Annotated in this window: 11 protein-coding genes; 7 read left to right on the forward strand and 4 right to left on the reverse strand. The window is 58.1% G+C overall.

The window, feature by feature from the left end; translation table 11 throughout:
- Positions 1 to 67: 67 nt before the first annotated feature.
- The gene (locus ACA055_RS02830; RefSeq protein WP_497682268.1) at positions 68 to 958 is read left to right on the forward strand and encodes an esterase/lipase family protein; all 891 of its coding nucleotides are present in this window, start codon (positions 68 to 70) and stop codon (positions 956 to 958) included.
- A gap of 100 nt (positions 959 to 1,058) precedes the next feature.
- On the opposite strand, the gene ACA055_RS02835 is transcribed toward ACA055_RS02830, so the two are convergent.
- Positions 1,059 to 1,946 carry a DMT family transporter gene (locus ACA055_RS02835; protein ID WP_497682269.1) on the reverse strand — a complete coding sequence of 296 codons (888 nt, stop codon included), beginning with the start codon at positions 1,944 to 1,946 and terminating at the stop codon, positions 1,059 to 1,061.
- 97 nt (positions 1,947 to 2,043) lie between these two features.
- Here ACA055_RS02835 and ACA055_RS02840 point away from each other — a divergent pair, with 97 nt between their 5' ends.
- The 4 genes from ACA055_RS02840 (at position 2,044) to ACA055_RS02855 (ending at position 9,001) form a co-directional block, all read left to right on the forward strand.
- A complete protein-coding gene (locus tag ACA055_RS02840) occupies positions 2,044 to 2,826 on the forward strand; it encodes an AraC family transcriptional regulator (protein WP_497682270.1) in 783 nt (260 codons plus the stop codon).
- A 110-nt stretch (positions 2,827 to 2,936) separates the two neighbouring features.
- Positions 2,937 to 7,322, forward strand: coding sequence for a dermonecrotic toxin domain-containing protein (locus ACA055_RS02845; protein ID WP_497682271.1), 4,386 nt, complete (start codon positions 2,937 to 2,939; stop codon positions 7,320 to 7,322).
- A gap of 114 nt (positions 7,323 to 7,436) precedes the next feature.
- The gene (locus ACA055_RS02850) at positions 7,437 to 7,742 is read left to right on the forward strand and encodes a PsiF family protein (protein ID WP_497682272.1); all 306 of its coding nucleotides are present in this window, start codon (positions 7,437 to 7,439) and stop codon (positions 7,740 to 7,742) included.
- Between the two features lie 245 nt (positions 7,743 to 7,987).
- Positions 7,988 to 9,001, forward strand: a complete 1,014-nt coding sequence (locus ACA055_RS02855) for an AI-2E family transporter (RefSeq protein WP_497682273.1) — start codon at positions 7,988 to 7,990, stop codon at positions 8,999 to 9,001.
- A gap of 134 nt (positions 9,002 to 9,135) precedes the next feature.
- Here the strand turns inward: ACA055_RS02855 and ACA055_RS02860 are convergent, their stop codons facing one another.
- Complete coding sequence (locus ACA055_RS02860) at positions 9,136 to 10,410, reverse strand: Hsp70 family protein (RefSeq protein WP_497682274.1); 1,275 nt, start codon at positions 10,408 to 10,410, stop codon at positions 9,136 to 9,138.
- A 297-nt stretch (positions 10,411 to 10,707) separates the two neighbouring features.
- Here ACA055_RS02860 and ACA055_RS02865 point away from each other — a divergent pair, with 297 nt between their 5' ends.
- Positions 10,708 to 11,655, forward strand: a complete 948-nt coding sequence (locus ACA055_RS02865) for a DnaJ C-terminal domain-containing protein (protein ID WP_497682275.1) — start codon at positions 10,708 to 10,710, stop codon at positions 11,653 to 11,655.
- A gap of 23 nt (positions 11,656 to 11,678) precedes the next feature.
- Positions 11,679 to 11,984: a chaperone modulator CbpM gene (locus tag ACA055_RS02870; protein WP_497682276.1), complete on the forward strand. Its 306-nt coding sequence runs from the start codon at positions 11,679 to 11,681 to the stop codon at positions 11,982 to 11,984.
- A gap of 51 nt (positions 11,985 to 12,035) precedes the next feature.
- Here ACA055_RS02870 and ACA055_RS02875 read toward each other — a convergent pair whose 3' ends face one another.
- Positions 12,036 to 12,860 carry an RHS repeat-associated core domain-containing protein gene (locus ACA055_RS02875; protein WP_497682277.1) on the reverse strand — a complete coding sequence of 275 codons (825 nt, stop codon included), beginning with the start codon at positions 12,858 to 12,860 and terminating at the stop codon, positions 12,036 to 12,038.
- Between the two features lie 252 nt (positions 12,861 to 13,112).
- Entirely contained in the window at positions 13,113 to 14,240 is a 1,128-nt protein-coding gene (locus tag ACA055_RS02880) for a sensor histidine kinase (RefSeq protein WP_497682278.1), read from the reverse strand.
- Positions 14,241 to 14,430 lie beyond the last annotated feature (190 nt).

The following is a 14,430-nucleotide window of genomic DNA, read 5'->3' on the forward strand; positions in this document are numbered from 1 at the left end:
GACGATGCTTGGCGGATCTCTTGCATCCAGCCTTGCGTCACTTCACCGATCACAAGGATGTTCGCCCATGTCGCAAGGTTCCGCCACGCGTTACCCGCTGGTGCTGGTCCCGGGAATGCTCGGGTTTATCCGTCTACTGCTCTATCCGTACTGGTACGGGATCATTTCGGCATTGCGCCGGGATGGGGCAACGGTGATTGCGGTGCAGGTGTCGCCGCTCAACTCCAGCGAGGTGCGCGGCGAGCAGTTGCTGGCGCGGATCGAGGAGATTCTGCGGGAAACCGGAGCCGAAAAGGTCAACTTGATTGGCCACAGCCAAGGCTCGCTGACCGCGCGTTATGCAGCGGCCAAACGCCCGGACCGGGTCGCCTCGGTCACGTCGGTGGCGGGGCCGAATCATGGTTCGGAACTCGCAGACTACCTGGAGAAACACTACCCGGCGAACAGCGCCAAGGGCCGGCTGCTCGCCGTGTTGTTGCGGCTGATCGGCGCGTTGATGAGTCTGCTGGAAACCGGTTATCGCGGGCCAAAACTGCCGGTGGATATCCCGGCCTCGCATCATTCGCTGACCACTGAGGGCGTGGCGCTGTTCAACCAGCGTTACCCACAGGGCCTGCCGCAAACCTGGGGCGGGCACGGGCCGGAAGAGGTCAGCGGCGTGCGTTATTACTCCTGGTCCGGGACGTTGCAGCCGGGCAAGACCGATCGCGGGCGCAATCTGTTTGACGGGACCAATCGAAGTTGCCGGTTGTTTGCCAGGACCTTCGTGCGTGAAACCGGGCATTGCGACGGGATGGTCGGGCGTTACAGCTCGCATTTGGGGACGGTGATTGGCGATGAGTATCCGATGGATCACTTCGACATCGTCAATCAGTCGTTGGGGCTGGTAGGTAAGGGGGCTGAGCCGGTGCGGTTGTTTTTGGAACATGCCGCTCGTTTGAAGGCGGCCGGCGTGTAAACGTCAGTTAGACCGCGTCTTCGTTCTTCGCGAGCAAGCCCGCTCCCACAGTTGGAATGCGTTCTCCTGTGGGAGCGGGCTTGCTCGCGAAGACGTCAGATCAGGCAACACTGGCCCTTCTACCTAACGCCGTGGTCCAACGCTCGGAAAGAATCACCCCACCCAGCGTCAACAGCCCACCCACCAGGTGATACATCGCCAACTGCTCGTGCAGCACCACCGCCGCAATCAGCGCGGTGATCAACGGCAGCAGGTTGAAAAACAGCGTGGTCCGGCTCGGTCCCAGGCGCACCACGGCCTGCATCCATGCCAGCGGCGCCAGCATCGACGCCAGTAGGCAGGCGTAGAGCACCAGCGGAATGTTCTGCAGGGTCAGGCCGGTTTTCTTTGATGCGAGGAAGAGTGGAAACAGTACCACCACCGCCACCAACACCTGCAAATACAGCAACACCAGCGGCGGCAGGCGCAGTTGCCACTTTTTCAGCAGGGTGCTGTAGATCGCGTAGGCCAACGTGGCGATCAGCATCATCGCGTCACCCAGGTTCACCCCGTGTTGTATCAGCGCGCCGAGGCTGCCGGACGAAACGACCACCAATACACCGGCAAACGACAGCACCGCACCGGCCAATGCGCCGGCGGTCAGGCGCTGGCCAAGGCTGATGATCGCCATGGCCAGCGACATCAACGGCATCAACGACAAGATGATCCCCATGTTGGTGGCCGAGGTCAGGGTCGCGGCGAAATACGCCAGGCTCTGGTACACCGCCATGCCGAGCACACCGAGGATGAAAATCTTGCCCAGGTTAGGGCGGATCAGCGGCCAGTGGACGAACACCGGTTTGAGCATGAAGGGCGTGAACAGGATGCCGGCCAGCAGCCATCGGTAGAAACCGATCTCGGCGGGGAAGATCACCCCGGCCGACATTTTGGTGATCACGGTGTTGCCAGCCCAGATGAAAATGGCCAGCAGGGGATAAGCGTATTGCATCAGAAAAAACCAGAACGTTAATGACGGGCAATTATCCGCCTGTCTGGATGCAAGCCTATACTTCGATCCAGACAACCTGCCCCTGATGACGGACAGCATGACCAGTAAACACATCGACCTGCTGGATTTCAGCGAACTGCCTGCCCCGGTGTACTTCCGCTATGCCGACTTTGACGCGCACCGCTTTGCCTCGGCTCATCGCCATCCGTGGGGCACGCTGGAGTATTCGGCCCATGGCGTGCTGCACATGGAAATCGGTGGCAGCCGGTTCATGTCGCCGCCGCAATACGCAGTGTGGGTGCCACCGCAGACCGAGCACAGTTTCTACAGCAATCAACCGATCAACTACCGAGCGGTCTGTCTGGCGCCGCTGATGTGCCACGACCTGCCGCAACAGGCGTGCACCCTGGCGATCAGCGACATCCTCAAGGCGATCCTCAAGGACTTCGCCGCCCGGGATGTGAAGATTCCCGAGCAGGACGCGGATAAACGTCTGGCCCAGGTGCTGGTGGATCAGCTGCAACAGGCGCCGGTGCAGGAATGTTATCTGCCTTACGCCAGCAGCTCCGGGCTGCTCGGGATACTCGAAGCCATGCAGGCCGAGCCTGGTAATAACCGGACCCTGTCGGAATGGGCGGCGCAGATCCATGTCAGTGAACGCACCCTGGCGCGCCAGTTTGTGCGCGAGCTGGGCATGAGTTTTGGTGAGTGGCGTCAGCGCTTGCGGTTTCTGGCGGCGATCGAAGCACTGGACAGCCACCGCAGCATTCAGGAAGTCGCCTTCGACATGGGCTATAGCACCGGCTCGGCGTTTATCGCGATGTTTCAACGTCAGGCCGGATGTACCCCGGAACACTATCGACGCAACAAAGTGTTTTGAATCCCTTTAATAAGGATGATTCTTACGTGTTTGTCCGAAAAGTGCTTCATTAAAGAGAAGGGTGATCGTTATAGGCTCCTGCTGGTATTTATATTTTTTGCAGGTGTCATATGAACAAGTTGTTAATGGACTCAAAGTTGTCTGCCCCTATCAATCAAGGGAAAAGTATTCATCACGATTTACTCGTAAGCATTATTCCTGACTGGTGTACCCAGTCTCCGCTTCGGAGAGTGAATGATCTGAAGCGAGGTATTCAACGTATTCCTCAATGGAGCAAAGCCGCGTCCCCTCACGACGCCAGGGTTTTAAAACGTACCGTGGAAGATGCCTGGCGCTCGCAAAGCGACGTCGATCGCATGCTCGATAGTTTGCAGGACGTCCATTCGTTTGCCGAGCCATTGCTGAGCCGTGCGTTGAAAGATCAGTTTGGTGTGGATGACGATGTACGTGAGACTTATTTGAAGTTGTACTCTCCGGCAAAAAAGTCCCCTTGGACGGCTGATGTTGCGGGAGGCGTAAGTAGTCGAACGGTGTCAATGCTGGACGCGGCTTTGCATAACTTTTCCATGGGGGAAGAGTTGCTTGCAGACTCCAGGTTCATTAGTAAGCCGGACAAACTTGGGAAGTTTGAAGTTAAACAGTCAATCGCCATGACTGTCGATCAATTCAAGACACTTTGCCGAACGCTGGATATTGGTTCTCGATACAAAGAACATCTCGACAGTTACTTGCTTCCAGCGGATGGCCTGGCCCAGGGCGTCTTGCAGCACAAAATCAACAGCGCCCGGAAATGTGCGCTGAAAGCAGCTGCCCACTTGGCAGTGATGAAAAATGACCTCGGGGCCGATGGCTATCTGGTGGTGCTGGGAATGCTCAATGGCACCAAGGGACTGAAGCTCGATGGCATTCCCGTACGCTTCTATCACTTGACGATACTCGATACCCGCCTGAACGGAATCGTGCTCATTGCCCCTGATCTGGACGCCCCGGCTGGCGGTACCCGGCGCATTATCGCCTACGTGCCACACGATCCGGAGCACCCCCTGAAGGAGTACTCGTCATCGACCGAGCTCGTCGTTGAGCTGACTCGCCAGCTTCGAGGCACGGGGCAGGGCGGCTATCAACAGTTCTTCAGCCGTTTTGTCAGCCATGACCAGCGGGGGCACTTCTTTTCGGCACTCAATGCACAGTTAATGCAGATCACGTACCACGGACACGAATCGGGCACAAACCTGCCCGCCTGGCGCGAAACCTCCGTGGAAAGTCCGCGTCTTCATTTTGGCGTCGTCTCGTTCGACAGCGATACCGAGAATCGCTTCGACGGCGATCTTTGGGTTTATCTCTATCACCTGCAATTAAACAAAATTCTCAATGACGGTCGGGCACTGGCCATTTCGACGGCGGCTGCCGACAGCGCGGAACGATGGGCGTGGGTCGAAAACCTGGAGAAAATTGTTTCCGACGTGATGAATGTTGCCGTGATGGTGGTGGCGCCCTTCGTGCCCGGTCTCGGGGAGGCCATGATGGCCTATATGATTTATCAGATGGTCAGCGAAGTCGTAGAAGGCGCCGTCGACCTTGCAGAAGGAGAATACCTGGAGGCCGCCGAACACCTGGTCGGATTCACCGAATCCCTGATTCAGCTGGGAACATTTGCTGTCGGTAGCGGCATCGCCAAAGATGTCATACAGCCCAGATTGTCGTCGTTTATCGAAGGAGCGAAACCGGTCAGGCTGGCGGATGGCAAACCGCGCCTGTGGGGACAGAATCTGGAACCTTACCTGCAGAAAAATCTGCGTCTGGCGGCTGGTTCAACGCCGGACGAATCAGGTTTGCACCTGCATGAAAGCAAGCAGATCCTGCGTCTGGAAAACAGTCATTTTGAACTCAAGAAAGACCTGCAGACTGGTAAACACCGAGTCCAGCACCCGGTGCGCAACAACGCTTACCAGCCCGTGGCAGACAGCAACGGTGCGGGTGCTTTTGTGATCGAAGGCGAGAAACCCGTCACCTGGGACGTCGATACGTTGATGAAACGACTCGGCCCGTCGGTGGAAGGACTGTCGGACGATCTTGGCAATATTCGCACTGTCAGCCGGACCGATACCGGTGCGCTCCTGCGCATGTATGTCGACAATGAAAGGGCTCTCCCTTTACTGCACGACACCGTCATCCGCTTCAGGATTGATCGTGAGATCACGCAGTTCATCGAAGACATTGGCAGCATCCACCCGGAACGCTATTTGAAAGCCGACCCACGCTGGCAGTTTCAGCTGTTGGATGGTTTGTGGCCGGGTAAAGCGATAGAGCTGATGGGGGCGGATGGCGAGGTGTTGGGGGCTATCGGCTGGGCAAGTTCAAAACCTGTTCGGCTGTACCCTGATCGTCTGATCGATGGCGACCTGATCAAGACCTTGTTATCCAACCTTGATGAAGCTGAACTCAAAGCGCTGCTGAACGATGAGTTCGGCGCTCCGGCGCAGGCCCCGGAAGCGAACGCCAGACGCCTGCGAACCGAGCTTGTACGATTGGCCAGTCAGCGCAAAACGTCCCTGTTCAAGACTCGCTATCGCGCCATCGATAGAAGCCTGACCGCCGAGGCGCGCGTCATTCAGGAAAAAGTCGGGGACCTGCCCGGTCCCGTCGCGCAAGCGCTGGCATCACTCGCCACCCCCGACGAATTACAAGCTCTCAAGCTCGGGCAACTCCCCGCAAGGCTCGAAAACCTGGGGCGCTGGGCGCATCAGGATGTTCGGGTCAGCCGCGCGTATGAAGGCTTCTATCTGAGTTCGGTCGACAATGCAGACACCGACACGCTGGCACTGCACTCACTGCAAAATCTGCCGGGCTGGAATGCTGAAGTACGAATCGATATTCACCAGTACAACTACGGTGGTCGTCAGGTGGATAGCATTGGCACTGAGGACGCAACAATCCGCCGCACGATTGTTGCGGGCGAGAACGGGCTATTCCAGGCTTTCGACGATGGCGGCGGCGCGCTGCATTCGGGCAGCGATTTTTACACCTCGATCCTGCAGGCACTGCCGGATGCCGAACGTAACGGGCTGGACATTCATATAGGTGAAGGGCAGAAGCTGAAGGAGGCGCTGCGCGACCATGCGTTGAAACCTTATCGGCTGCGCAATGTGCTTGCCGATCTTCCCGTGCCCGAAAAGCACACGTTCGATCCCGCGGTCATGCGCCTGCGAGGCGGTGCTCCAACCTCCGCAGGTGAATTGGCGCAACTGCACATTATCGCGGACAGCTATCCGGAACTGGTGCAGGGTGCGTTCCATCCATCGGTCTCGCCGGTTGAAAGATACAACTATCTACGTGGCCTGAGGTTGATGCATGAGACGTTTCCCGAAGAGCATCTTTACTCGCTCTGGCAGGCATTGTACGACGCCAACCTCGCCGCTGATTTGCCAGCCAACCTGCAGACGGTACAGAGCATAGAAGCCTTGCCTGATCTGCAAAAACTGATGCTGCCTGAGCACTATGATTCGTTGGTTGGGCGATTGTTTAGCGACGACGGTCTGGTGCCGCTTACCGAGGCGGAGCGGAGTCTGGGGATCTATGCACGAAATCTGGAGCAAACCGGTCGCTTTGATGAGCATCAGGCACTGCAGCGTGCCGTCAGGGAAAACCCCGCGCAGTCCGGCGAGCCTTTGATTGAGCTGCGCGATTACAGTGATGTGCTTGCTTCCGACGTGGTGGCGGCCCGGGAGCCGATCGAAGTGACGCCCCAGTTGATGGCCGATTTGCAGCAGGCACAGCGTGCCATCTACCGCACCAAGGAGCTGTTGCCTTTATCGGGTAACCAATTGCCGAGCATCTGGGAACACGGCGGTTCGGCGATCGCGAAAATCAAAGGTCTGCGGCAACTGAATCTCGAGGAGGGCGGGTTCACTGCCCGGTTGACGACCGCCGAAACTGCCCGCAAAGCGATCGAAATCAAAGGTGGTAACTGTTCGGAAAACTCAAAAGTGACATTTGCGATTCTTGCCAGCCAACCCAGGACGTCTCGAATCCATATCGTCCAAGCCACTGCTTTCGATCATCAATACGTGGTGATCGGCGATGACTTGAGCAATCTCGGACAATTGGTCGTCGCAGACTCCTGGCCAGAGTTTCCGGCCGCCCATATGGCTGACAGAGGGTATTTCGAGTTCAAACTGCCGGCGCTGGTGACGCTGGAGCCGGGCCCCGCTGTCGCTGACTATGCGTTTATCAACGATGCGCCGCCAGGGCGGGCGACGTTGCCGGAGTTTACTGAGGCGAACACGTTCAGGCAGATTAAAATCAACAAACTCCATAAAACCGGCGCCTACGCTCAATTCACTTCCCTGAAAGAACTGGGCGTTACGTACAGCCTGGCGGGCGAAGTCCCGGTGTCATTCGAGCGTTTGCCTGTTTCAGTGGTCAAGGGTCGAATCGAGGCCTATGACGGCTATCTCACAGCGTTCAAAGATCTTCTGACTGAAACCGCTGAATAAAGCGGTACGCGCCTCAGGCACGCGACCCCTCCCGGCCGGATGGAGCGGTGACACGCTTTGACTACACTTCACGCGAGGCCGCATCTGTCGGTGCGGCAACAAGGAGAAAACTCCATGAAGATGTTGCGTGTCCCTTTGTTGATGATCGGTTTGCTGCTCTGCTCCCAGGGTTTCGCCGCCACGGCGCAACAGAACAAGATGACCACCTGCAATGCCGACGCTACCGCAAAAAGCCTCAAGGGCGATGAGCGCAAAGCCTTCATGAGCACTTGCCTGAAAGCCGCGCCGGCGGCCGATGCCGCCACCCCCCTGACCCCTCAGCAAGAGAAGATGAAAACCTGCAATGCCACCGCGGCTACCCAAGCCCTGACGGGGGATGCACGCAAGGCGTTCATGAGTGATTGTCTGAAGAAAAAATAAACATTGGGCAGGGAATGTGGGGGCTGGGAGGGCCTCTTCGCGAGCAGGCTCGCTCCCACACTTGATCGGTATCGCATGGGCGAACTCGGTCCACTGTGGGAGCGAGCCTGCTCGCGAAGAGGCCGGCAAGTGCGCTGAAAAACTCAAGCCGTCCCTCGACCAAGGTCGACCTACACAATCCCTAGTGCTGCCACCGGAACGCTGGCAGACTGCCAATCCTTTTACGCCGTTCGTTTTGAGGCTGTATGCCAACGTTTTCTCAGCGTCATGTTTTGCTGCTAATCAGTTGGGTCATCATTTTTGGCGGTTTGTTGCTGGTGATACCACTTCGCCTGCTGCCCAGCCTGCTGGCCGGGTTGTTGGTGTTCGAACTGGTCAACATGCTCACCCCGCAATTGCAACGGCTGATCGAAGGCCGGCGTGCGCGCTGGCTGTCCGTGGCGTTGCTGGGGACTTTGGTCGTGAGTGTGCTGGCGCTGATCTTTGCCGGCGCCATCAGCTTCCTGCTCCACGAGGCGGAAAACCCCGGCGCTTCACTCGACAAATTCATGGTCGTGGTCGACCGCGCGCGCGGGCAATTGCCGCCGTTCATCGACGCCTACCTGCCCGCCAGTGCCGCTGAATTTCGGGTGGCGATTGGCGAGTGGATGAGCAAGCACCTCAGCGACTTGCAACTGGTGGGCAAGGACGCGGCGCACATGTTCGTGACGTTGCTGATCGGCATGGTACTGGGGGCGATCATTGCCTTGCAGCGCATTCCGGACGTGACCAAGCGCAAGCCTCTGGCCGCGGCACTGTTTGATCGTCTGCACCTGCTGGTCCAGGCGTTTCGCAACATCGTGTTCGCCCAGATCAAGATCTCCCTGCTCAATACCTTCTTCACCGGGATTTTCCTGGCGGTGGTGCTGCCGATGTTCGGCATCAAGCTGCCGCTGACCAAAACCCTGATTGTGCTGACCTTCCTGCTCGGCCTGCTCCCGGTCATCGGCAACCTGATCTCGAACACCCTGATCACCATCGTCGGCCTGTCGCTGTCGATCTGGGTGGCGATGGCCGCGCTGGGTTACCTGATTGTGATCCACAAGCTCGAGTACTTCCTCAACGCGCGCATCGTCGGCGGGCAGATCAGTGCCAAGTCCTGGGAGTTGCTTCTGGCAATGCTGGTGTTCGAGGCCGCATTCGGCCTGCCGGGGGTGGTGGCGGGGCCGATTTATTATGCGTATCTGAAGAGTGAGTTGAAGCAGGTGGGGATGGTTTGATCCAAGGGATGAGTTGCCTGTTCTGACGCCTTCGCGAGCAAGCCCGCTCCCACATACGACCGTATTCCATCTGGAAGCACTCGGTCTAATGTGGGAGCGGGCTTGCTCGCGAAGGGCGCACCGCAGGACTTGGATCAGTCCATCGTGCCGTAACGCTTCGCCGCCTCGATCGCCAAACCACTGCCGATGCTGCCGAAGATGTTCCCTTCCACATGCCGCGCATTCGGCAACATCGCCGAGACGCTGTTGCGCAGTGCCGGAATCCCGCTCGAACCACCGGTGAAAAACACCGTATCCACCTGATCGACCCGCACGTTGGCGTCGTTCAGCAGTTGGGTGACGCTGTTGCGCACACGCTCCAGCAGGTTATCGATAGCCGACTCGAACAGCGCTCGGCTCAGTTCCACGCTCAGGCCCGGTTCGATCCGGTCCAGCGGCACATGGCGGCTGTCGGCGTGGGTCAGCTGGATCTTGGTTTCTTCCACTTCCATGGCCAGCCAGTGACCGGCGCGCTGGTCGATCAACTTGAACAGGCGATCGATGCCGCCGGTGTCTTCGATGTCGTAACGCATGCTGCCCAGGGCCAGGGTCGACTTCTGCGAGTACACCGAGTTGATGGTGTGCCAGGTCGCCAGGTTCATGTGGTGGCTGGTAGGCATGTAGGCGCCGCTCTTCATCCGGCTGCCGTAGCCGAACAGCGGCATCAGGCCTTGCAGGCTCAACTGCTTGTCGAAATCGGTCCCGCCGATGTGCACGCCGCCGGTGGCGAGGATGTCGTCGTGACGGCTGTCGTGGTTACGGCGCTCAGGGGACAGGCGCACCAGCGAGAAGTCCGACGTACCACCGCCGATGTCGACGATCAGCACCAGTTCTTCTTTTTCGATGGTCGACTCGTAGTCGAACGCCGCTGCAATCGGTTCGTACTGGAACGACACGTCCTTGAAACCGATGGCGCGGGCCACGTCGACCAGCGTGTTTTCGGCTTCCTGGTCGGCCATTTCATCGTCGTCGACGAAGAACACCGGACGACCCAGCACCACTTCTTCAAATTCCCGACCGGCAGCCGTTTCGGCACGCTTCTTCAACTGGCCGATAAACAAGCCGAGCAGGTCCTTGAACGGCATCGCCGTGCCGAGAACGCTGGTGTCGTGCTTGATCAGCTTGGAGCCCAGCAGGCTCTTGAGCGAGCGCATCAACCGGCCTTCGTAGCCTTCCAGGTACTCGTGCAGCGCCAGCCGGCCGTACACTGGGCGGCGTTCTTCCATGTTGAAGAAGACCACCGAGGGCAGGGTGATCTTGTCGTCCTCCAGCGCGATCAGCGTTTCCATGCCGGGGCGCAGCCAGCCGACGGTGGAGTTGGACGTGCCGAAGTCGATACCACAGGCACGGGCTGGAGATGCGTTTTTCATGTCTTTCGAGTTCCGGTTAAAAAACGGCCGCGCAGTGTATGTCACTGCGGCACAGATTCGAAGGCCGACTATCCGCTAAATCTCAGCGATTAGCGCCTTGTTAAAATGGCCACATGCCCCAAACTTGTCTGCATTGGGCCTGGCAGCCACCGGACGGTCACAAGAACCGCCCACCGCTGCCGATAAACTTCTGATGCGCGCCCCGGTCACAACCTTGAGATCGGTCAACCCGGCGGCTGGTAATACGTGCATGCTGCCGGCAGCGGCGCGATTTTGATAACGGATGGTGATCCTTAGATGGACTTCAAAGACTATTACAAGATTCTCGGTGTGGAGCCGACCGCGGACGATAAGGCGATCAAGGCCGCCTATCGTAAGCTGGCGCGCAAATACCACCCCGACGTCAGCAAGGAAAAGGACGCCGAGTCCAAGTTCAAGGATGCCTCGGAAGCCTATGAAGCGCTGAAAAGCGCCGACAAGCGCGCCGAATACGACGACTTGCGCAAGTACGGCCAGCACGGCCAACCGTTCCAAGGCCCGCCGGGTTGGCAGGGGCGTGGCGCAGGCGGGTTCGGTGGTGGTCAGGACTCGGGCGATTTTTCGGACTTTTTCAGTTCGATCTTCGGCAACCGTGGCCCTGGTTTTGGTGGTGGACAGTCACGTCGCAGCACTGGACGTCGAGGGCAAGACGTGGAAATGGAATTAGCGGTTTTTCTGGAAGAAACCCTGTCGACCGAATCGAAGAAGGTCACCTTCCAGGTGCCCCAGTACAACGCTGCCGGCCAGCATGTCAGCAATACCAGCAAAAGCCTGAACGTGAAGATCCCCGCCGGCGTGACCGACGGCGAGCGCATCCGCCTCAAGGGCCAGGGTGCTCCGGGCGTCGGTGGCGGCGCCAATGGCGATCTGTACCTGATCATTCGCTTCGCGCCACACCCGAAATTCGACGTCGAAGGCGAAAACCTGATCATTACCTTGCCGCTGGCTCCCTGGGAGCTGGCGTTGGGTGCCGAGGTCGCGGTGCCGACCCTGACCGGCAAGATCAACCTCAAGGTGCCGGCCGGCAGCCAGAACGGCCAGCGCATGCGCGCCAAGGGCCACGGCTTGTCGAACAAGGCCGGCGAGCGCGGCTACCTGTTTGTACAACTCAAGGCGGTCATGCCCAAAACCTCGAGTGATGAGGTCAAGGCGTTGTGGCAGCAATTGGCGGAAAAGGCAGCTTTCAACCCGCGAGAAAACTTCTGATCCAAGAGACGGAGTAGCCCATCATGAGCAACCCCCTGATCGTTCACCTGGACATGACAGAATTCTGTGAGGCGGCCGACTTGTCGGACGTCTACGTGATCGAAATCGTCGAACACGGCATCCTCGAACCTCAGGGCTCCCAGCCCAAGGACTGGCGTTTCAACGATTACGAACTGGCCCTGGCCAAACGCGCCGCCAAGCTGCGGCGCGATCTGGAGCTGGAATGGGAAGGCGTGGCGCTGGCGCTGGACCTGCTTGAAGAGGTCCAGCAACTGCGGGCTGAGAACCGGATGCTTAAGCAGCGGTTGGGGCGGTTGGTGGTGGAGTAACATTCATCGAATGTGTGAGCATCCAACGTAAGTTAGCGTGCCTGCTATGGCTTATTTGCGGACCTCATAAGAACGGATGTTGACCTCCCAAAAATTCTTCTGATGTGAAGGAAGAAGAGTTACCACAGTCTTACTGGCTGTCGGAAATACAATCGAGGGCGGGTCACCGATGGTCACTTGACCACCATTGAAAAGTCGTGGCTCATGCACATTGGGTGTAGTTATTGGCCTGGGATTTATCTTTAGCCCGTCATCGGGCTCGAAATGAAAGATGGATTCGCCAGTAACTGGATCAGTTCGATGGTCATTCACATATCTGCGTTGCTCATTACTTAGCTGCATTTCATCAAGTATTGAAGTCTCCCTTGACGGCGAAGTTATGGGCGCAGGTGGTGATAACTTGTTAATTTTTTTAGCGGATTCTGCTTTTTTAGAGCCCGCGCGCGTGATGAGCGACTCGGTGGAACTCGATGTGCCAGATTTATTAAAGAGTGATTTAATTTTCGTCAGGGACTTAAACATATGCCCCGTCGGATCCGAAAAATTCACCGGATCCCCCACGCAATACATATACGCATTCAACCCACCCTTCCCAAACGGACTCAAACTGTCCGGGCTATGAAAGCGCATCAACGTCGGGTTGTAAGCACGATAGCCGTTGCCCAGCAAATACCAGCCAGTACGTGCCTCGCGCAGTTCACCATTGAATCCCAGCCCCGTCGCAACCCCTTGCTGCGCGGACTGCTGGCCATAAGCGGAATAGGCGATGGCGTTGGGTGTGCCGCCCGAGATTTCGGCGAGTACGGAGTTTTTACTGTCGGTAGCCAACAGAACGGTGCGTGACTGGCGCAAGTCATCAGTTCGTGAGCGGGTCATGACGAGGCCTTCCCTGTTGAGTTCGTCGACTTGATCAAGGCCTTCAGTTTTACTCGATCAGCATGGCGCCGGGAACTAGCAGAACTGATAGGGAAGCCGGTGGTTAAGTATTCGTTCAGAAGTCTGCATCGCTTGTGACATCGCCTTCGCGAGCAAGCCCGCTCCCACATTCGTCCACATTCCAATGGGAAGAATGCGGGCAAATGTGGGAGCGGGCTTGCTCGCGAAGAACGATAACGCGGTCTTGCGGTGTCACGCCTTCCTGGGCAACACCACGGTAAACAACGTGCCTTCCGTTTCGCTGGAAATGACCTCGATCGTGCCCTGATGCGCGTTGACCACTTCCTTGACGATAAACAACCCCAAGCCGAGGCTGGTGGTTGGCTGGCCGAGTTCTTCGTCGGCACTGCGCACCAATGGGTCGAAGATCGTGCTGATGGCTTCCTCGGGAATCGGCGCTCCATAGTTATGCACCGTGATGCGCACGGTGTCGGGTTCGCCAGTGAGGGTCAGGGTCACATCCTGTTTGTTCGAGCCATGCTGCAACGCGTTGCCGATCAGGTTCTGCAACAGCTGATTCAGCCGCCCTGCGTCCCACACCCCACGAGTGTCGCCCAGCACCGTCAGGGTCGGATCGCATGCCGGGTTGCCGGCGCAGGCTTCGGCAATCGCCTCATGTGCAGCCTCGGCCAGGTCCATGGGTGCCGGTTCGATGGGCAGGCTCTTGCCCAGACGACTGCGCACCAGCTCCAGCAAATCGCTGACCATCATCGCCATGTGCCGAGTGCCGCGCTTGATGTTGACGGCGCACATCAGCGCATCGCCTTCGATGCTGGTTTTGCGCAGCAGCAATTCGGTGGACATGCTTACCGCTTGCAGTGGCGCGCGCAGGTCGTGGCCGAGGATCGCCAGGAAGATGTCCCGCGAGCGATTGACCTGCTCGGCATAGGCGGCGGTGGATTCAGCCAGGGCTTCGTCGATGGCTTCATTGAAGCGGATCATGTCCTGGAAGTAAGCCAGGTCCGGAGACTCCAGGCTGTTGACCCACAGGCGAATCACACAGGCGCGCAAGTGGCGAAATTCGCTGGTCATCTGCACCAGGTCGAAACCCACGGTATGGCGCAGTTCGCCGTGACTGGCGCCGGCTTCGTCCAGGCTCGGAGTTTTTTCCGGGCCTTCGCCACGAGCCTTGGCGGCCTGTTCACTGGGGCTCTGGGGTTTGGTCATGTCCCGCGCGGCCGCCAGCAGGATCGACCGTGAATGGTCGCGCAGCGAGGTGCGGTCCATGGTTTCGGCGGCGGGGGTGATGGTTTTGGCGAACTGCTCCCATTCATCGACGATGCGGTCAACGTGTAACACGATGAATTCGGATAGGCGCATAGCGGTTACCTGAGCACGGAGAACGGGACAGCGTTTCGCATATTAACGCCTTTGTCCGGGAAAAAACGACCGCTGACGAGGAGGCATGCACAGGGTCGGCCATGGCGGTATTTATGTATTTACGGCTTCTTGATTTTCGAACTGTTCGGGTCTTTCAGCGTGTTGGCTTAACAGTTATTTGGTCTTTTGT

This window comes from Pseudomonas sp. LBUM1657 (assembly GCF_059716075.1).